This is a genomic window from Dysgonomonas gadei ATCC BAA-286, assembly GCF_000213555.1.
Taxonomy (GTDB): Bacteria; Bacteroidota; Bacteroidia; order Bacteroidales; family Dysgonomonadaceae; genus Dysgonomonas; species Dysgonomonas gadei.
The window spans coordinates 997,563-1,016,930 of the sequence record NZ_GL891979.1 but is presented as its reverse complement, the minus strand read 5'-3'; the positions used below and the strand labels follow the sequence as shown (position 1 = coordinate 1,016,930).

General features: G+C 37.5%; 17 protein-coding genes and 1 rRNA gene. 11 read left to right on the top strand and 7 right to left on the bottom strand.

What is annotated here, in order from left to right:
* Positions 1 to 212: hypothetical protein (locus HMPREF9455_RS21625; protein WP_221408039.1), on the bottom strand; the 212-nt coding region annotated here is incomplete at its 3' end.
* A 26-nt stretch (positions 213 to 238) separates the two neighbouring features.
* Between HMPREF9455_RS21625 and rrf the strand changes: the two genes are divergently transcribed.
* Positions 239 to 347, top strand: a 5S ribosomal RNA gene (gene rrf, locus HMPREF9455_RS03850).
* Positions 348 to 887: 540 nt separating this feature from the next.
* Here the strand turns inward: rrf and HMPREF9455_RS03845 are convergent.
* Positions 888 to 1,502 (bottom strand): DUF1062 domain-containing protein, encoded by a 615-nt coding sequence (locus tag HMPREF9455_RS03845; protein ID WP_006798291.1) that lies wholly within the window; start codon positions 1,500 to 1,502, stop codon positions 888 to 890.
* 539 nt (positions 1,503 to 2,041) lie between these two features.
* Between HMPREF9455_RS03845 and HMPREF9455_RS03840 the strand changes: the two genes are divergently transcribed.
* From HMPREF9455_RS03840 to HMPREF9455_RS03820, 5 genes are read left to right on the top strand one after another with little or no spacing between them, the layout of a single operon-like run.
* Entirely contained in the window at positions 2,042 to 3,214 is a 1,173-nt protein-coding gene (locus HMPREF9455_RS03840; RefSeq protein WP_006798290.1) for a HEAT repeat domain-containing protein, read from the top strand.
* Positions 3,215 to 3,225: 11 nt separating this feature from the next.
* Positions 3,226 to 4,689, top strand: coding sequence for a glycosyltransferase family 2 protein (locus HMPREF9455_RS03835; RefSeq protein ID WP_006798289.1), 1,464 nt, complete (start codon positions 3,226 to 3,228; stop codon positions 4,687 to 4,689).
* A gap of 30 nt (positions 4,690 to 4,719) precedes the next feature.
* Positions 4,720 to 7,539, top strand: a complete 2,820-nt coding sequence (locus HMPREF9455_RS03830) for a tetratricopeptide repeat protein (protein ID WP_006798288.1) — start codon at positions 4,720 to 4,722, stop codon at positions 7,537 to 7,539.
* Between the two features lie 25 nt (positions 7,540 to 7,564).
* A complete protein-coding gene (locus HMPREF9455_RS03825; protein ID WP_157256590.1) occupies positions 7,565 to 9,673 on the top strand; it encodes a DUF4838 domain-containing protein in 2,109 nt (702 codons plus the stop codon).
* A 15-nt stretch (positions 9,674 to 9,688) separates the two neighbouring features.
* On the top strand, positions 9,689 to 10,213 hold the full coding sequence (locus tag HMPREF9455_RS03820; protein ID WP_006798286.1) for a DUF1573 domain-containing protein: 525 nt from the start codon (positions 9,689 to 9,691) through the stop codon (positions 10,211 to 10,213).
* Between the two features lie 54 nt (positions 10,214 to 10,267).
* On the opposite strand, the gene HMPREF9455_RS03815 is transcribed toward HMPREF9455_RS03820, so the two are convergent.
* Genes HMPREF9455_RS03815 through HMPREF9455_RS03805 form a run of 3 tightly spaced genes read right to left on the bottom strand, consistent with a single transcriptional unit; the run spans position 10,268 to position 12,450 of the window.
* On the bottom strand, positions 10,268 to 10,852 hold the full coding sequence (locus HMPREF9455_RS03815; RefSeq protein ID WP_006798285.1) for an outer membrane beta-barrel protein: 585 nt from the start codon (positions 10,850 to 10,852) through the stop codon (positions 10,268 to 10,270).
* A 36-nt stretch (positions 10,853 to 10,888) separates the two neighbouring features.
* On the bottom strand, positions 10,889 to 11,404 hold the full coding sequence (locus tag HMPREF9455_RS03810) for a 5' nucleotidase, NT5C type (RefSeq protein ID WP_006798284.1): 516 nt from the start codon (positions 11,402 to 11,404) through the stop codon (positions 10,889 to 10,891).
* Between the two features lie 35 nt (positions 11,405 to 11,439).
* A complete protein-coding gene (locus HMPREF9455_RS03805) occupies positions 11,440 to 12,450 on the bottom strand; it encodes a pirin family protein (RefSeq protein WP_006798283.1) in 1,011 nt (336 codons plus the stop codon).
* A 204-nt stretch (positions 12,451 to 12,654) separates the two neighbouring features.
* Between HMPREF9455_RS03805 and HMPREF9455_RS03800 the strand changes: the two genes are divergently transcribed.
* From HMPREF9455_RS03800 to HMPREF9455_RS03775, 5 genes are all read left to right on the top strand, one after another.
* Positions 12,655 to 13,530, top strand: a complete 876-nt coding sequence (locus HMPREF9455_RS03800; RefSeq protein WP_044215370.1) for a tetratricopeptide repeat protein — start codon at positions 12,655 to 12,657, stop codon at positions 13,528 to 13,530.
* Between the two features lie 276 nt (positions 13,531 to 13,806).
* Positions 13,807 to 14,376 carry a DUF2179 domain-containing protein gene (locus tag HMPREF9455_RS03795; protein WP_006798281.1) on the top strand — a complete coding sequence of 190 codons (570 nt, stop codon included), beginning with the start codon at positions 13,807 to 13,809 and terminating at the stop codon, positions 14,374 to 14,376.
* Positions 14,377 to 14,695: 319 nt separating this feature from the next.
* Positions 14,696 to 15,367, top strand: a complete 672-nt coding sequence (locus HMPREF9455_RS03790) for a hypothetical protein (protein WP_006798280.1) — start codon at positions 14,696 to 14,698, stop codon at positions 15,365 to 15,367.
* A complete protein-coding gene (locus tag HMPREF9455_RS03785; protein ID WP_006798279.1) occupies positions 15,364 to 15,873 on the top strand; it encodes a class I SAM-dependent methyltransferase in 510 nt (169 codons plus the stop codon). Before HMPREF9455_RS03790 ends, HMPREF9455_RS03785 begins: the two co-directional genes overlap by 4 nt.
* 246 nt (positions 15,874 to 16,119) lie before the next feature.
* A complete protein-coding gene (locus HMPREF9455_RS03775) occupies positions 16,120 to 16,482 on the top strand; it encodes an MmcQ/YjbR family DNA-binding protein (RefSeq protein ID WP_006798277.1) in 363 nt (120 codons plus the stop codon).
* Positions 16,483 to 16,676: 194 nt separating this feature from the next.
* Here the strand turns inward: HMPREF9455_RS03775 and HMPREF9455_RS03770 are convergent, their stop codons facing one another.
* Positions 16,677 to 18,890, bottom strand: a complete 2,214-nt coding sequence (locus HMPREF9455_RS03770) for a hypothetical protein (protein WP_006798276.1) — start codon at positions 18,888 to 18,890, stop codon at positions 16,677 to 16,679.
* A gap of 77 nt (positions 18,891 to 18,967) precedes the next feature.
* Positions 18,968 to 19,368, bottom strand: a 401-nt coding sequence (locus tag HMPREF9455_RS21620) for a hypothetical protein (RefSeq protein ID WP_006798275.1), incomplete at its 5' end; no start/stop codon positions are given.

The following is a 19,368-nucleotide window of genomic DNA, read 5'->3' as shown; positions in this document are numbered from 1 at the left end:
TACGGTGTAAAGGCAGCAATGTCATAGCCGAGTAGTACTAATTGCCCGGACGCTTTCAATGGTGCCAGTAGACTCACCGTAGAAAACTGGCACCGAACAACAAACCAGAGGTTTGCTATATTAGGAATATAAGTTAACGATACTCGCTCTTTTACATCAGTCAATATAGTTGACAGTTGAAAGTTGACAGTTACATATAAAACATTGTCCACTATCAACTATCCACTATAAAAAACATTCAGGTGGTTATAACACCGGGGCTCCACCTCTTCCCATTCCGAACAGAGAAGTTAAGCCCGGTCGTGCCGATGGTACTGCGCAAGTGGGAGAGTAGGTTACCGCCGTTTTAAGAAGAGAAGTCCTTCACTAGTGTAGTGAGGGACTTTTTTTGTTTGGGTATGTGAGGAATAGGCATACCGCATCTAGATACATACTGATAGCGCCATGAGAAACCATTTAGGCTGGTTCATAAGGCCATGAAAATGCAGATTATCACTATATACCTCAAAAGAATGCACGTCAGTGTACAGCCGAACTATTCCTTACTTTACAGGAAGGTCGGTTTCCCATCAATATTCCAAATGAACTTCTTAGCCCGAAAACAGCGAATGATTACATAGAGCGTTTGTCCGTCCACGTAATTCATTTGAATAAAGTCGTCAAATCAACTACGGAACGAACAAGATCAGAGCTTATAACTAATCGTAATATATAAGAAAGTGTATAACTCCTACAATATTCTAATTATACCATAGGTGAAATAGCTTTTGGGCTAAGTTTTGAAGAACTCGTATCATTTAGCAACTTCATAAAAAACATACAAATTTGTCTCTGAACGTACTTCGTTCTTAGCAAACTGTTTAATAAAAGACAAGCTAGTTTATGGTTTACCCTATGAAACTATTAAGCCTATGCCTGTCTATAATGATTAACATTCGATCATTGATTGTACATTTCTTTAAATTTATGCCTTCCGGGAGTTCTATAACTTTTGCTGTTATCATTTTTTCTAATTTACTCATAGAGATATTTAAACATTGACGGATAACAGATGATAATTTCAGATGAATATTATATTTTGATATTATGTAAAATTCAATCTTTTCTTCCTCCATATTTATAATCTCTTCGAGAGATATTGTTTGATGAATTATATCATATTCTATTGAACTATAGCAAACTTCTACATTGTTTCTTTTCATCAATTCCAAATCGGATGAATAGTTCCATGCAGTGTTTGTATCATTGGATAAGAATTTCTGATATAGCTCTTTATCAATAGAATCAGGTTTTATCCGTGATAGGATAGTGAGGTTGAATGTGCTGTCACATTCTATACATCTATAGATTAGCCAAACATCTATAATCTTTTTTTGAGCGTTGACTCTGAATTTATCACTACAATAGAATTGGCTATTCTTATTACATTTTGAACATTTTCTTTTTAATAACGGCATATTTTGTATACATATTTCCCATGTATATTGTTTCGCTTTTTTCATCTTGGCAAATCCTCTCGGGATATATTACCCTATACCATACATAGCAATATGAGACTTATATACAAAGTGTATTTAAATCAGAAAGGGTAATGAATTAATAAATTAAACAGATAAATATACCCGTTCGAGTACGAAACTCAAACGAGAGGAACTACTAGCTTGTGGTATTTGAAGCTAATATTATGCCAGTATATATAAACGAATAGTTGCCAAATTGTGATTATGTTGGTTTCAGTTCCAAAGATAATAGTTTTATCCTGTATCCAAAGAAAAAAAGTACTGATTGCTTATTATTCTTCTTTACAAAATTTCTGAATTTTCGGTTAATCAAAATTTATTTTAATAAATGTAAAACATAATTTCCTCCTCTTTGTTTAAGTAAATATAAAACAATAATTAACAATTCACAATGCGACTGAAATTTTATAAATCAAACAGCTGGTTTTCAATTGGTAACGAAATGTGTCAATTTGATGTGTTTCTTGTTGATCATCTAAAAAATCTAAAAAATATTAAACACCTGTTTGATTGTTTTAATTATGGAAGAAATATTTGATACAGTCAGATTTTACATTTATTACTGGGATTCTCAGTTTATCGGTTTTCCGATAGTTATCCGTATAGTCTCTACCCTTGTTGTTTTGTTAGCCATACTTTATATCGTGTCCTTATTCAGGTTTATTTATCTTGCTTATAGCTTGGAAAGAAAGAAGAGACACTTCGAACAAGTCAAACACAAATATGCAATCAAATTGAAGAGCATCCTTTTTTCAACATCAAATACTTACCCGGATGCTGTAAAATCTGAGTTGGAGATAGAAAATGTTTCATTCAAGAAATGGGAAAAAGATGATATAACCCAGCTTATTTTGTCAATAAAGCAAGAGAAAAAAATAGGGCAAATAAACGTAAACAATTATATAGCAGTAATAGATGCTTTTGGCCTTATCAGTTTTTGGGAAGAAAACTTAAGAAACAAAAGTCTGGAAAAGAATATGCAAGCCTTGAGAATGTTGGATAGCCTTGGTATTAATATACCGGGTAGCATTCTTGCCAATAAAGTTCAAGGCCTCAACTCGAACTTACGCAAATATGCCAAATCGGAGCATATACGTTTTGCTTCGCATGATGCTTTTAAATTCCTGGAAGAAGATTTTGATGGAGACCTTAATCCTTTAGATGAGATAAGAATACATGCGTCCCTTAAAGAAAGAGCAAAACTCAAATCATTACCATTATTGATCCGTTGGGTTAATACTGCACAAAATGAGGCATATAAATGCTTTCTGATCAAGGAAATCGGACTTTTTAATCAGGCCGGAAGCGCTCAGCAATTACTTGAACTGTACCAAAATACAATGAGTTTTAGAATAAAGGCTAGTATTGCTGAAGCACTTGGACTTTTAAAGTATACACAGGCTGTACCTATTCTTACATTTAATTATGATTCAAATCCTGAGTTTGTACAAGCCAGTATAATCAATGCCATGGGGCAATTTGCCACACCGGAAGCTCTAGCTTTTCTTGAAGTAATTTATAATCAAACATCTGATGATGAATTGTTTATAAAAATTGTTCGTAATATTTATTTAATAGATAGCAGAAAAGAGACTTACTTAAGGCTAAAAGACGTAACAACGAATATTTTCCGGAAATCCGTGTTTGCAAATGCAGAACAAACGGAAATAGAAATCAATGAATCCATTGCTTAAATTTATCAGATATGTTAGAATATATTGTTTCCGTTTACCAGTTCCTTATCTTTTTTTATGCTTTATCTATTACTGCTGCCTATGTGACATTAGCACTGTTGGCATATTATAATATTTCACAGTCGAAAATTAAGTATACAAAGGAAGAAGAAGATTTACTTAAAATCGGATTTGAAAGAGTACCTGGTATTTCGGTTGTTGCACCTGCTTATAATGAGGAAGTTATTATTATAGACAACGTAAACTCATTATTAAATCTGGACTACCTTACATTCGAGGTTGTAGTTGTCAATGATGGCAGTAAGGATAGCACATTGGATTTGCTGATCAAGAATTTTGATTTGGAGGAAGTTGATTTTCCATATATCGAAAAAATACGCTGTCGTCCTGTAAAACGAATTTTTAAATCCGTAAATCCTAAATTTAAAAAACTGACCGTAGTTGATAAGGTAAATGGAGGCACAAAGGCTGATGCAGTGAATGCCGGAATCAATGTAGCCAAATATGATTATATTATCAATACAGACGTAGATGGTATCCTTGCCCGCGATACTTTGAGTAAAGTAATTCTGCCGGTGTTGGACTCCAAAATACCAGTAATAGCTGTGGGAGCTACGATGCGGATGTCTAACGGCTGTGAGGTTGAGAATGGGGTATTAACACGTGTAAAACCACCAAAGGCGCTTATCCCTACATTTCAGGAAACAGAGTATCTTCGATCTTATTTAGTTTCAAAGATGGGCTGGTCTGTTGTTAATGCGATTCCGAATGTATCCGGAGGATTTGGGCTATTCAATAAATCAGTAGTGATTAATACCGGAGGATTTGATCCAAAATCACATGCAGAAGATATGGATATGACACTTCGTATAGCTGCATATATGCGAAGTATTAAAAAAGAATACCGTATAGTTCAGATTCCTGATACTTGCTGTTGGACAGAAGGTCCGTCTACCATAAAAGTACTTAATAGGCAACGGACCCGTTGGGGCAGAGGGTTGCTGCAGATTTTTATAACACATCGCCGGTTCTTGTTCAACCGTAAATATGGAAGAGTAGGTCTCACCGTGACGCCATATGCTTTATTCTTTGAATTCTTTGCTCCGATAATTGAATTTACAGGGGTAATTTGTATGATTTTTTTACTCCTTACAGGGCATATCAATTTCAATACATTCTGGCTGATGCTGCTATTTGTTTTCCTTACAGGGATAACGATGTCCCTTATAACTGTGGGATTAGATTTGTGGGTGAAGAAATGGTATAATAATATAAACGAGTATATAAAGCTTATCATTTTTTCCTCTTTCGAAGCGTTTGTATATCATCCCCTTATAGTCATTTTTACACTTCGTGGATATTGGCAATATCTTACACAGAAAGATTTCAAATGGGGCTCGATGACCAGGCAGGGGTTTGCTAAAAGCCCGACTACAGTCACACCTGATGAAACCACACCTGGATCGAATTTATAAAAAACAAAGGCAATAATATAGCATATTGTAATGGCAAGACATATAAAAGATATATACATACATTCTCAGAACACTTTATTAAAGGTTCTATATATATTCTTACTTGTGATAGTTCCATATGGAATTACTGTAGCCCAGACTCTGATACCTACTGATGAAAAAAGTAATTATGCTAAACAAATTAAAGATTTGTTTGATCAGAGTAATTGGGATGCAGGAAAGAATATTCTCGACGAGGGTATTGAGAAATATCCGAAGGAATCTGATCTGAGAATGCTTGCCGGAAAGTATTATGAGCATCTCAAACAACATGATAAAGCGCGATATGAACTTAATAAGGCATTGGAATACAATCCTAATAATGTAAGTGCAAAAGAGATACTGGTAAATGTAGAAACCGAATCGGGGCGTTACTCCAGTGCTATCTGCTATATAAATGAATTGCTTGAGATAACTCCATATAAGCCAAGTTTATGGCAGAAGAAAATACAATTGTATGAATTTCAGGGGTATACGGCAGATGCTAACCGGCTTCGAAAACGCATCAGTACGATATATCCTAACGATAGCATTATACAGAAAGACTTGCGTTATCATATCGAATTGGAAACAGAGGCCAGAAGAAAGGATGGAAAACTGGACGAAACAATTTCTTTAAGTAGAGAACTGGTACAGCAACAGCCCGGAAATGCAGAATATTATCTGGACCTGATTAATGATTATTTAAAAGCCGGAGATCAGAACAGTGCGATGATTTATACGCAACGAGGACTTAATAAGTTTCCCGGAAACTTGTCTTTTATCGACAAAAAAACAAGTTTTCTTGCTGAGCAAAAGCGTTACAGTGAATTATTATCTTTCTTGCAGCAGGAGATGAAAAAGGGTAATTCAGCAACTCTGCAACAGCAATATAATTATTATTTGGAAGAAGCTGCCGAGGAGGCAAGAAACAATGATCCTGCTACTTTATATGGACGGGTTCTGGAGCATAACCCGGGAAATGAAGAAGCTTTCAATTATGTATTTAATAGTACGATGGCCAATCTTCAATATGAGGAAGCTTTGAATATTCTCAATAGGTATAAAAAAGCAAGAGGAGAATCCAAAGCCCTTACGATGAAAGAACTAATGGTATATAACCGGATGGGGAATACTGCACGTGTCGCAGCTCTCACTAAACAGCTTTTCGGAAAATATCCGGAAGATTCCTCTTTACGTGAAGCTTATGTAAATATAATGTTAGCCGACGCAAAAAGTAAAATGGCTGATAATAACTATTCAGAGGCTATTGTCAGCCTTAATCTGGTAACACAATATGGAGATGAAGAAACTCAAAAAGACGCCCGACACATTCTGTATAATGCTTATATGGGTATGGGTGATTATAATAATGCACTGGATATTCTGAAAAGCCAGGGAACAAACGGCCCTGATATATTGGTGAAACAAGCGGACATTTACTACAAACAACAGCGTTATCCGATGGCCGTTTCGGCTTATGAGCAGGCTATTGATATGGTCAATGGGGAATCCAAGGCCAAATATATAGGCGGGTATAGTGATATGCTTACACAGATTGTGAAAGAGTTAAATGAACAGTATCTTTTTGACGATGCCATGAAATATATAGAGAGATGGATAACATATGATACATCTAATCCTTTGCCATTACATTATGCTGTAAATTTGTCGTATATCAGAAAGAAAATAGATGATGTGCAATTATATGCAGAGAAAGGATATACATCTTTTCCTGATGACATTTTTTTCAAAGTAAAGCTCGCCGAAATTAAAGTGCGGAATACTCAATTATATGCAGAAACTTATAATGAGGTTCGCGAGAGCCTGATAAAAAACCCATATCATAAAGACCTCATCAATGCATTCGCTCAATTGTCTGAAGATTACAGTAAGAATCTCATTAAGAATAAAAGGAGTGAAGAGGCTCTTTCTGTAATAGACACAGCTCTATACTATTCACCGGCTAACAAATCGTTGAAATATATGAAAGGGTTGGCATTGGAAAGTATACACCGCTTCGATTCCGCTTATTATTATCAATCCTTCTATGATCCGTCAGCGATGGAAATAGGAGAATTCAGGCAACATCTGAATTATCTCAAATATAAAAGTTACCGCAATGAAGTTGGAATTTATTATATGCGTAATAGCTTTGGTGATGATAATAATGCAGTGAGTTCGGTAGCAACAATAGATTACAGTCGTTATACCGGAACCAATACTTATGTAGGGCGAATAAATTATACAGGCCGTGATTCAGGTAAAGGGATTCAGGTACAGGGCGAGTGGTATAGAGAATGGAATCAGCATACACGCAGTAAGATAGATGTTGGCTTTGCTAATAAATTTTTCCCCAGAATAGCTCTGAACACTTCCATATACCGTGATCTTAATATTTTTAGCGGAATAGAGGCTGAGTTTGGGGCAGGATATAGAAAGTTGGAAGACAAAGAAAGCCTTTCTAATGCCGTAATCGGTATAACCAAAGATACGGAATCATGGAGAGTGAATGTCCGCTTTAACAACTTCCTATTTCAGCGTGAATGGCTGTATAGCCTTTCGGTAAATGTGAGGTATTACCTTTCTTCGCCTAAGAACTATCTTACAGCAGTGGCTAGTGTGGGTTCTTCTCCTGATGTTGATATAATTAATTACCAGCTGTATAATGGTTTTTCGGTAACAAACAGCATGGTAGGTGCGGGCATTGGGCACATGATAACAAAGACGGTTTCTGCCGGACTATTGGGCACATGGTATAACTTCAAAGCAAATGATACTAATTATAGAAATCTTTATAATCTAAATTTCAATATTAATGTGGCATTTTAATTATTATATAAACCTATTGCTAATCATGCTATTGGCATTAGGTTGCTCAGCAAACACCCAACCACCCCTCAAAGCTGAGAGTTATATTATTACTTACGAAGAAGATGCGCCTGGTGAGCGCTGGGGTGAATATCTTTTCAGCCATCTATCGAAAAGAACGGAAGACAAGTCTATTGTCATTTTAAAAAAGGGGGGACGGCTTGATGATGTTCCTCAAGGAGCTAAGAATATCCATTTTGAAGTAGCAACTGATTTGGAGAATGACTATTGTATAGAACATACGATAAACAGGCTTCATATCCGGGTACGCAATAACGAGACCGCATTATGGATAGTCTATCAGTTGATAAATAATGTTGCCGAAGAAGATAACCGTTTCTCGGCAGAAGATTTACCTCCGGCAATAATTAATTTTGACTCTAAATGTAAGAATTTTGATTTTATATATCGCGAACCTCACTTTGCTCCGAATCTCAGGCACGAGCATTCTCCTATTATCGGTGCTAATAATTTAGAAACGGATTGGGGCTTGTGGGGACATAATTTGTCTAAGATTATTAAAGGCAATCAGAGCGATAATATATACGCGCTTGTAAATGGTAAGCGTAATAAATCACAGTTTTCTTTTTCATCTCCCGAACTCTTTGAGTTTATAAGTAATTACATAGTTGAAAACTATGGAGTGGGTGATCAGAAAACGTACCGTTTTATGATTATGCCCGAAGATGATGATCTGGTATGTACCTGTCCGGCTTGTGCTCAACTGGGAAATACTCCGGATAATGCAACCCCGGCCGTTACAAATCTGATCCATAAACTTGCAGAACGTTTTCCTAAACACCAGTTTTTTACAACAGCTTACAGGACTACTGCAAAATCTCCGTCAGATAAATTACCTGATAACGCAGGAGTATTCTTCAGTACTATCAACTTGCCAAAGGGTATAGAGCCAGATATGCAGAAGGCTTCAACGAAGCAGTTTATAGATCAGTTGAATACATGGAAAGAGAAAACTCCCAATATATATCTATGGGACTATGCTGCTAATTTCGATGACTATCTGACCCCTATTCCCGTCTTATTTGGCTTACAGAAGCAATTCCAGTTTTTTAAGGAATTAGGAGTAAAGGGAATTTTTCTGAATGCAAGCGGATATGATTATTCATCATTTAATGATGTTAAGACTTTTGTTTGTGAAGCACTTATGATGGATGTAAATGTAGATGTAAATAACCTTTGCCGGAAATTCTTTAAGAGGAAATATCCGGAAAGCCATAAATTTCTTTCTGACTATTACCTACAGTTAGAGCATGCTTTTTATAGTAAAAAGAAAGCCTATAATATGTATGGTAGTATGAAAGAAAATATGAATACATATTTTAATACAGATGAATTTATCGAGTTTTATGATACACTGAAAGACGTGATTCCAAATACGGAAGATCTGGAAAAGAGAAAACTGGAGAAACTTTATACCGCGCTCAGTTATACCCGTTTGCAAATAGCTTATGTAAAGGGATATGATGATCTTGGATTTGCAAAAAAAGAAGGCGATAAAATAACGGTCAAACCCGAAATAGATACTTTTGTACAAACACTGGAGGGCGCCCCACAATTTTCGAACCTGACTAATTATAAAGAAACCGATGGTGCCTTATCTGATTATATTACCGAATGGAAACAGGTAATAGATAAAGGTAGCTATACTAATGCCTTGATGGATGTATCTGTCAAGTTATTATCAAGACCTGACGAAGGCTTTGAGAAAACAGATTTACTGAATAATGGTACGCCGGGCTTTGCGATGGATTATCACCAAGGATGGTATCTGAGTAGTACGGATGATATGCACATTAGTTTTTCCGCAGAGAAACTGCAACAGGCTCAAACGATACAGTTGCGGTTCTTGAGTAATGAAAGACATGGCATATATCCACCGGAGAAAATTCTAGTAAGTATAGATGGACAAATAGTCAAAGAAATTCATTCTGATCAAATAATGGAATTTGGAAATATAGCAGAATGCACTATGGACATTAACCTGGCAGGAACTAAAAATGTTGATTTAAAATTTATTCGTAGGCAGGCTCCAAAGAGCATCATTGCTTGTGATGAGATTACAGTTTTGAATTAAAAATTTCAATTTATAATGTATAAAAAAGGTTATGTAATTCTGTTCTTGATCCTGATTACCGGTATTTCAGCCTGTGTGGATATTAAAAATAAAAAAACAACATTGGAAATATTAGATAATAACAGACATTATTATCCGATTCTTCAAGGACCCGAACTTGATATAGTTTTTGTAATAAAAAATGTAGGGGAGGTGCCTTTTATGTTATCAGATGTTTTCACATCTTGTGGCTGTCTGGTACCTGATAAATCTGCAATTGAAGCTATTCCTCCGGGAAAAGAAGGTAAGTTGATATTGAAGTACAATACAACCAAGAATATTGGATATGTGGAGCATTACGTTACTCTTTATGGTAATCTTACAACCTTGGATAAAGCCGAAATAAAATTTGATGTGCATGTAGTTCCTAACTCTTTGAATACAAGAGATTATGAAGAATTATATCTGGAAAACAAGAATAGAGAGAAGGATGAAGATGAGGATGATGTGAGCAATGAAGGGAATAAGGGGTATTACATAGATTCAAAAACAGATCAGTAAAAATAAAAGCGTAGGATATGTCTACGCTTTATAATATATGCCTAAATTCCGAAATCAGAATCTGGTGAAGATCCCTGCACTGATAATACCCTTATATCCGCAACCCAATTCTGCAAAGCCCCCGATATTCTTGCCAAATTGTATGCCGATAGGGGTGAGTTGGAAATTGATATGCAAATTACTATTTTTATCCGTAGTATTATCGTTACCTGTAAATTTTTGTTCGTAGATGGTGGCTCCTGTACCAAATAGTCCATAAAGCGCCAGATTTTTCTTATTCAGGTATTTAACCTTTCCTTCGGCGGCAAAGGTATAATAATTCCTATTAAATTCTCCTGTTCTATCGCCCTTAAAATATGCGTCAGATTTTCCATTTTCGTAGAGAAAAGTGCCGCCAAGAGAAAATCTTTCGGTAATACTGTATTTGTATCCAATGTGGAATGCACCGCTGTAAGTGTCGTCTGATGAGGTTGTTCCGGCTGTGATACCCCACACTATAATATCAGTCAAGGCATCCAGCAGTTCACTTGTAGTGCCCATACCGTAACCTAAAGTAGTCTCATGCCTACTCCTTTGTTGTGCGGAAAGGCTTGCCGAAAAACAGCATGTAAGAATAATCGCTATTATTAGTTTTTTCATACGTTTTGTATTATAGGTTTCTAACCCTTAAATTACTTATAGTATATTCACTACTTCATTCCAGTTATTAGCCCTTATATGCCTCCCATTATCCATCTTTGCATTGTGCGGCTGCGTAAATAATACCGTTTTTCCTTCAAAGTAATCAAGGTTTTTGAAGTGGTCATCGAGCATAATATCTCCTTTTATCGAATCCTTTTTGCCGCAAAAAATCATCTGTTCCCATGTTATGAACGGGTAGTGCTCGTTGAGCCAGTACAGTTTTTCACTCAGGCTGTCGGGAAATTCAGTTGCCGAGGATACTATCAGCACGTTGTATTTGTCGTTCAGGTATTTCAATCCTTCCATACTTCCCTCTATAGTGGGCGCATTGCGAAAAAATCCTTTTGTGCGTACATATTTTTCAGCATGGGCAAACGCCTTCATTTCCAATACTCCTTCCAGATCTTTCAAAGATTGTTTTATACCCAGCTCCTCAAACTCGAGTTTGAGAAACTGGGAATATACGTCGGCCAGTACGCCGTCCATGTCTACTAATAGTTGCTGTTTCATTTTTTGTTATTGTATAGTTTATTCTTTCGAAAATCTCAAGGTTTCTCCACTTGTTTGCCATTCTCATAATCGGCAAATCGTCCGTCTCCACTTTCATTTACAGGCCCGGGGCTATACCATTGCCACCCGCCGAAGTGTGTAGCTTCATAATCGGCAATGGCCTGTTCTATTTCGTTGCGGGTATTCATCACAAAAGGACCGTATGTAGCTACCGACTCACGGATAGGCTCACCTTCGAGCAGTAACAAACGGCTCTCGGTGGTGCCGTTTTTCAATACGATATCTTCATTGCCATTAAGCTCGGCACAATGGTTTACAGTAAGCTGTTGTCCTTCTAAGTCCATTTCACGACCTTCATAGAGGTAAAGCATACGGTTGAGCGTAGGCGATACCTTCGGAATGGTGAATTCTGCTTCCGGCTGCATCGTTATCAGCCATATGTTTACATGATTGCCTCTATTATAAGCCCATGATGCAGGTAAAGGATCGGGCGATTGTATATTTTTGTAGTTTCCGGCTATCACTTTTATGTTGCTTATATGCCCATTTGCATCCTTTTCTTCTACAACGGGGATTTGCTCGTTCCAAAGCATTTTATAAGCAGGGGTTGCAAATTTATCTTTTCGTGGCAGGTTGAGCCAGATCTGAAAGAGTTCCATCGGATTATCTTCGGTTTCGGAGAGTATGGGAAACATTTCAGAATGCTGAATACCGGCTCCCGCTGTCATCCATTGTACATCGCCCTGTCCGTAACGGCCTTTGGAGCCTTTGGAGTCGAAATGGTCAACAAAGCCCTCTGTTACTACCGTTATTGTTTCAAATCCGCGGTGAGGGTGGACAGGAAATCCCGGGACTGTATCACCAAAATACATACGCCACGGGGCGTTATGGTCGAAGTCTTCACCGATTCTTCGGCTTTCGAGGTAATAAGCAGGCTCCATTTTTCCGTTTCCTTTCGGAAAAAGATCTTTGTGATGGAAACATACAATAAAGGGATTTTTTACTTGTAACTGAAATCCCATTTCTTCTATTTTTATTACTTTCATATAGTTGAATTTTCGTTTATATTTATCAGAAAGGAGGGAATAAGATACATTAATAGCTGTAAAATCGGAATGTAAAATATAATATATCCAAAGACTACGCGTTCTTCTGTTGTATAAAGTAACAGATTTTATTGTCCTCCAATATTTTAACAAATATACGAAATAATACCTATATTTGTTTCCTCTAACATGGGTTTGCTCATTATGAAACATCTATTTTTTACCCTTTTACTATTCTTCGGTCTCTCGTCATATGCTCAGGAAACGGAAAATAAAGTGCGAGCCGAATCGCTGGCTGCAATGGCCGTAGGTAAGGAAGCTGAAGGTGGCAGTATGGACGAAATATCAGCTATGTTGGAAGAAGCTGTAAAGGCTGCTCCGTCGCATGCCGATCTGTATGCCATATGGGGCTTTTTGGCAATGAAGCGTGCCGAAAAAGATTCCGACACGGGTTTGTATGAAATAAGCTTCGAGAAGTTCAATAAATCAGTACAGCTAAAACCATCGCCCGAAGTGTACGGGCTGTGGGCAGGAGCACTTATCTTCTACGCCAACCTTAAAAAAGACGACAGCGTGTATAAAGAATGCTTCGACAAGTTGCAGAAAGCAGTGGATGTGAATCCTCGTTTCATACAGGCCTATCTGGTTTGGGGACAAACTTTGCTGAAGCTGGCTATGGACAAAAATGATGCAGCACTTTACAAACAGTCTATTGAGAAATATAATAAGGTGCTGGAGTTGGATACTAATTCGCTTGATGCTAATACGGGAAAGGGGTTTGCTTGTCTGAGCCTGGGAAAAATAGAGAAAGATCACACTAAATATGGGGAAGAACTGGTGTCATTGTACTTGAAGGCAGAACAACAAGGAAGCCAATCGGCTGCCTATAATCTGGCATGTTACTATTCCCTCGCTAAAGAAAAAGAAGAAGCTCACAAATGGCTTGAAAAATCTATTGTAAAGCAATATACTATAAAAATGGAAGTGTTGGACAAAAAACGTATCGAAGCCGATGAGGATTTCAATAATATTCGTCGCGACAAGAAATATAAGGAAATACTGACCACATATTTTAATTGAAAAATTGGCTAATTACCGATTGCTGTAAATAAAAAGATAAGGCTGCATCCATCCCGGCGCAGCCTTATCTTTTTATTTAAACCTTATATTAACCTAAAATACCTGCGTGATTGTATTATGAAAGAATAATAGTATACTGCAAAATAAGGTATTTGAATCCAGACCGTAAATGTAAAATTGTACAATAGTATAGAAACATTGGCTTATACCGCGATTATTCCGTAACTTTATAGTGCAGATGCTCTTATATATTCTTACCCGTAAAAACAGTATATCATGTTTACAATTTTCGAAACTTATCCCTGGCTGTTGCCCCTGATGATTTTCTTCGGGCGTATTTGTGATGTAACCCTTGGTACCTTGCGTATCATTTTCGTATCGAAAGGTGAAAGGTATAAAGCTCCTATTGTGGGATTCTTCGAAGTATTCATCTGGGTGGTAATTATATCCCAGATATTTGCCCATGCCAACAGTCTCATCGCATATGTGGCCTATGCTGCCGGATATGCTGCCGGGAACTATGTGGGAATACTGGTCGAGAACCGTATCGCCTTCGGCTACCAGCTATTGAGGGTATATACTAAGAAAGATGTTCCGGAATTGATAAAAGATCTCAATAAACAAAATATAGGGGCAACCTTCGTAAAGGGCGAAGGTGCGGTCTCTCAGGTACATATTATTGAAATAGTTATCAGCCGTAAGTCTCTCGATGAAGTGGTGGCAATGATTACCCGCTTCGATGCTGATGCATTCTATCTGGTAGAGGATATCCGCTACAAGAAGAAGGGTATATTCGCCATGAACAAATGGAGTAACAGAACAATTGCTGCCAGTAAGAGAAAATAAGTCTGCCTGATACATGATAAATCAGGATTGTTCCTTTAGGGGTTTTATTTAAGTTATTTAATCCTTGTTTTAAAACTTCAATGGAAAAAGATGATGATAGTAGGCCGGAATATTATCTTTACAAAAAAATAAAACTACCTGTATGAAAAACTAAGCCTTATCTCGATCTTACTTTTTGTTTTGTTCATACATCTGCATACCCGAATCTTTGCCATAAAAGGAGATATTCGAGCAATTGTTTAGAGGGTTGGAGATGTGAGATTTTTTTACAACTTGGAATATATACTAAAACAGAAACTATAAATTAAAAAATAATAATATGATATTCTTAAAAAAATATATTCCGATGATATTTATCATGGTCTACATATTGTTGTTTATTTCCTGTTCGGTAAAGCAAAAAAACTATATTACTGTGTTAAGGGCAGATAACTCTCCCTTTTATTTCGAAATAACTAATCTATGGACAGGAAAGAAAAATCTTATTCATGTTCCTTATGATTTATTGAGTATTCACACCGACAATGGGATTGTAGACTCAATTGACTCCGATCTGGCGGGATATTATATAAAACCTTTCAAAAACGGAGCCGTTAATATATATACCACACATGTTATAAATAACAAAAATGGAAGTATAGATACGATAAGCGGTATTTCAAGATTCAAGGCAATTACCTTTCCGCTATTAAAGGTGCAAATAGATACGCAATTACTCAGAGATAGCTTTGTATTAAAATATGATATTGTTTTCGTAAAAGATTTGAAGCCGATAAGAGGAACACGTTATCAGATAGGTGCTCTCGTTTCTGATACAGAAGTGTTTGTTGATGAAACCAAAATTGGTGAAATTGCATTCTATACAGAAATAGAAGAGGAAAAAGAATTACTGAAAAAAGGAAACAGGATTATCTTTCCTTCCATAGTAATAAGGGATATGAGAACGGACTTATTGTTAGGAACGGAATCTATTGACTTACGATATAAATGAATCGTAGTGAAATAGTTCATAATTGGCGAATGTATAATGAAAATGAGCAGAATAACATGGAGAAGGATAAATCATATAAGTTCTGGGACAGGGTATCCGGCTGGAGCAAAGCAGAGAGTGCTGCAAACTCTGCCTTGGTAAAATGCATAAACAGTAAATTCGGAATACATATCAAGCCTGATGATACCGTTCTTGATTTCGGATGCGGAACAGGAGCAATAACTCTACGCATAGCGCGAAATGCAAATGAAGTATATGGGGTAGACATATCCGGAGGAATGCTGAAACGCGCAGAACTAAACCGGGAAAATCAAAATATAGATAATGCCTCTTTCATTAAAATAACAACATTGGACGAGATGTTTCATGATGTTTCTTTTCAGGTTATTACCACCTTCAACGTTTTACAATATATAGAAAACAGGAATGCATTATTTAAGCAGTTTTACAAGCTGCTGGAGCCACAAGGTACGTTGATTGTCGCTGTTCCTTGTTTTGCAGTATGAACTCTCTTTCCGTTTTATTAGTGAAACTTTTGAGGTTTATTCGTATTATGCCCGAAATTTATTATTTTAGTATTGATGAAATTGAGAAAGAAATAACCGGCGCGGGCTTAAGTATTATAGAACGTATTAATTTGTCGGACTTACCCGAGAGGCTGATTGTCGCAAGGAAGATGTAGATGATTAATATGTTTGTTTGCAGTCGTCCCTTTACGGTCTCTTGAATAAAAGTATTTAAGTAGTAATTTTATGAATATTGAAGAATTCAGGGAATATTGTCTGTCAATAAAGGGGAGTAACGAATCATTGCCTTTTCTGGGGCATAATGTTTTGGTTTTTAAAGTGATGGGTAAAATGTTTGCGTATATTCCATTAGAACCTATAGATGGGATATTCAGGGCAGATCTTAAATGTGATCCCGAAAAATCAATTGAGTTGCGTGAAAAATACGAAGGGATAACCGAAACGGATTTCAAAACTCCTTTGTGGAATCTGGTGACACTCGAAAGCGATGTCCCTTATGAGTTGATCCGAGATTTGATTCAACATTCGGTAGATGAAGTGATAAAAAAACTTCCCAAAAAGAAACGAGAAGAATATCTCGGATTATAATTATTGAAGATAGCGAAAGATGTATTTTGATTTTTTTTTTCTTGGTATAGAAAAAATCAGGGGCTGCCGTTTCTTTTCAAACACGGTCAACCCCTATCTGGTCTGGGCTTATATTATTTGTTACTCCGATATCTGAAATTCCGTCTTTATTGTTTGACGAGAAATCTACTTAAAAAGCTGCATCGGAAAGATTTTTATTTGTTTGCTCTTCGGATTTCTTCCGCTTTCATAATACACCATGCAAAAGCATTGGCTGTAAAGGCTGTATTGTACACCCTGTTACCACTTCCCCCGAAGTTATAGCGGTAACTCGGATAATTGCTATAGACCTTACCGTTTATCGTTTTGGTAGTCAATACAAACGGACATACACCAGAGTTCACATTCCAATAAGTTCTCGCTTCGGCCGAATTAAAACCACCGTCGCCGACGAATATCAGGGGATATTCTTTATGACGGAAGATCGTAACACCTGTTGCATCTCTCGATGTATTACCTATTTCCCTCGCGCCCGAATATATAATGATCTCATCAAGCGGCAAATTGGTCATAAACACAGTGGTTGATGCGTCTTCTCCCCAATTTCTCCCTAGAATATCGTCAAACGGACCTTTTAATATAGGGTCATCGTCTTTACAATAATATGGCTTCATGTTCATCGCGGCAGCACTGTTCATATTGACATTATTAAAGCCTAATGTATAGTTGCTCCCTGCACCGGCACCGCTCGCCGATGAAATGGCAGGGGAAGGGTTATCGAAGAGCAGGTTCAAAAAGTTTGCATTCGAGGTATTTGCTTCCGAACAAATCATTAGAATACCTCCAGATTTAAGAAAATCTATAAGTACTGCGCATCTGGCCGCGTCAGCAGCATTACTGTTCCGATAAAATTCAGTGTCATATCCAATCATAAAAATATCAGTCTTTGGCTGCCCACCGGTTCCTTTCAATAAAGATTCCAATTTGGAGGCACTCATATTCCTCCATGTAGTAGTTTCCAAAGCGACTATATCCCTGTTGTCATCGCCCCATGCATCTGGGTTTGATGATGGAATAAAGTTTGCCTCAGCTGTTGTTCCCAGATTGTTAAATCCGGCAAATTTCAGGATAGACCATTGGTTGTATCCGAAATTATTTTTATCGGTAAGCATCGTATTAAGGCTATTAGGGGGATTTCTTTGAGAAACCAGTCCGGGATTATAACCGTAAGTGTTATTGGTATTACCTAATGTCATCAGACGCTTGCGCGGGATAAGCATATAAACAGTGGCGGTACACGATGCATCGTTCGATACGCTATTGGTGGTGATGGTGAACACCTTGTCGTTCAATCCGCGGGGGATGCCTGTGCCTTCCAGATATATATCCTGAGGATTGGAAGAAAGAACTGCCTGCCCCTTGAATGAGAAGCCATCTACCGTATTGGTTTCCAGAATAGCCACCGCACCAAAAGCGCTCGGTGGAATATTTCTGAGGGTCACTTTGATTCTGTTAGGTTCGCCTGTGACGCCGGGTGTGGAAGATAAAGGGACATCTTCGAAATATGCGCCTTGTACAACAGTAGCTCCGCACTCAATATCAAATTCAGGGCGTGCCGCTGTGGAACGGACATTCACTGCGAAATTACAATCCGGTCCGCTGCCGGTGGAACTTAATATAAACTGGTCTGGAGTATCATCGGCAAGGTTGAGCAGGTCTGTACCCTGTGTATGGAGTTTGGGTTGTCCTGTACCCGGAATCGTTATGAAGAAAGTACCGGTAGCGTAGAAAGTACCTGACAGCTCAAAGAAATAACCATTGTCCCCCTGTGGATTTCCCGGTGCAAAGGTAGCGGAAATACTATACGAGCCTATGCGGGTTATTTCCACTTCAACCCTTATGTAATTCGACGAATTCAGCGCTATGCCATCTCCGTAATCGCCGCGTACTTCCAATGTACTACAATGAAATTCGAACTGGGCAGGAGAGGCTTTTTGCTGGAAACAGTTCCATTTCTCACCATCCCACTGGTTTAATCCCAGACAGAGTTCCTTATCATCGTCTTCCACCAGATTATAGACGATAAGCCCGGTATGAGTCTTGTCCAATATCAGCTTATTGGCGGCATAATCGGAGTTAGGCCCCGAAGCGGGGTTATCGGGATCGGCCAGGAACATCGGGTAAAGTTCCTTCTTCTCCGAAAGAGTTACACGAGGCAGTGCCAGACCTTTATATGCGTTATGTGTACTGTCCGGTACATTGTTTTTATCCTTCAATTGTAACAGAGCCCCTGAAATAGGTTCTTCTCCTGTTCCTATTGTAACCTGGGCATGTATTGCAGGACTCACTGCTAATATTGTTACCAGTAGCAACAATATCTTAAATCTTATTCCTTTTCGGTGTTTTTGTTTAAAGTTTGTTTGCTTCATGCAGTTTAGTTTTTTAGTTTATAAAATAGATTACTCAATTATTGGCTGTATTCATTAGTTTAGCTTTTCTGTTATAATCACCTTCCTGTAAAAATTTCAATACCCCAATTTCTGTCCGGTACTTTCTCAAGCGATGGACAGAAAAATGAGGGAGTGAAGACAAATTTTATAAAGACAATAAGAAATTCCCTTTTCACGGGGTATTGAAACTTTTGCAGAGAATGGATGTGAATGATAGATTGAAAAAGATGACGGGGTACGAAAATACTTCCGTCCGTAAAGAAACGAACCTTATATTTGTTTTTATCTTCGGAAAATGATATAATATCACGCGTATGTACGCTCGCACGGATAATAATGTTGCTGATACGTGTGTATGCAGCTTTAATATTCCTTAAAAGGAAGGAATATTGAAAAAATAATAATGGGAAAAATAAGGGTAGGGAATCAAGTGTGATTAGCTCTCTCTCTCTCTCTC

Bases quoted from the DNA above. Each gene is read 5' to 3' on its own strand.
- HMPREF9455_RS03845 (WP_006798291.1), bottom strand. From the start codon at position 1,502: ATGAAAAAAGCGAAACAATATACATGGGAAATATGTATACAAAATATG.
- HMPREF9455_RS03840 (WP_006798290.1), top strand. From the start codon at position 2,042: ATGGAAGAAATATTTGATACAGTCAGATTTTACATTTATTACTGGGAT.
- HMPREF9455_RS03835 (WP_006798289.1), top strand. From the start codon at position 3,226: ATGTTAGAATATATTGTTTCCGTTTACCAGTTCCTTATCTTTTTTTAT.
- HMPREF9455_RS03830 (WP_006798288.1), top strand. From the start codon at position 4,720: ATGGCAAGACATATAAAAGATATATACATACATTCTCAGAACACTTTA.
- HMPREF9455_RS03825 (WP_157256590.1), top strand. From the start codon at position 7,565: ATGCTATTGGCATTAGGTTGCTCAGCAAACACCCAACCACCCCTCAAA.
- HMPREF9455_RS03820 (WP_006798286.1), top strand. From the start codon at position 9,689: ATGTATAAAAAAGGTTATGTAATTCTGTTCTTGATCCTGATTACCGGT.
- HMPREF9455_RS03815 (WP_006798285.1), bottom strand. From the start codon at position 10,852: ATGAAAAAACTAATAATAGCGATTATTCTTACATGCTGTTTTTCGGCA.
- HMPREF9455_RS03810 (WP_006798284.1), bottom strand. From the start codon at position 11,404: ATGAAACAGCAACTATTAGTAGACATGGACGGCGTACTGGCCGACGTA.
- HMPREF9455_RS03805 (WP_006798283.1), bottom strand. From the start codon at position 12,450: ATGAAAGTAATAAAAATAGAAGAAATGGGATTTCAGTTACAAGTAAAA.
- HMPREF9455_RS03800 (WP_044215370.1), top strand. From the start codon at position 12,655: ATGAAACATCTATTTTTTACCCTTTTACTATTCTTCGGTCTCTCGTCA.
- HMPREF9455_RS03795 (WP_006798281.1), top strand. From the start codon at position 13,807: ATGTTTACAATTTTCGAAACTTATCCCTGGCTGTTGCCCCTGATGATT.
- HMPREF9455_RS03790 (WP_006798280.1), top strand. From the start codon at position 14,696: ATGATATTCTTAAAAAAATATATTCCGATGATATTTATCATGGTCTAC.
- HMPREF9455_RS03785 (WP_006798279.1), top strand. From the start codon at position 15,364: ATGAATCGTAGTGAAATAGTTCATAATTGGCGAATGTATAATGAAAAT.
- HMPREF9455_RS03775 (WP_006798277.1), top strand. From the start codon at position 16,120: ATGAATATTGAAGAATTCAGGGAATATTGTCTGTCAATAAAGGGGAGT.
- HMPREF9455_RS03770 (WP_006798276.1), bottom strand. From the start codon at position 18,890: ATGAAGCAAACAAACTTTAAACAAAAACACCGAAAAGGAATAAGATTT.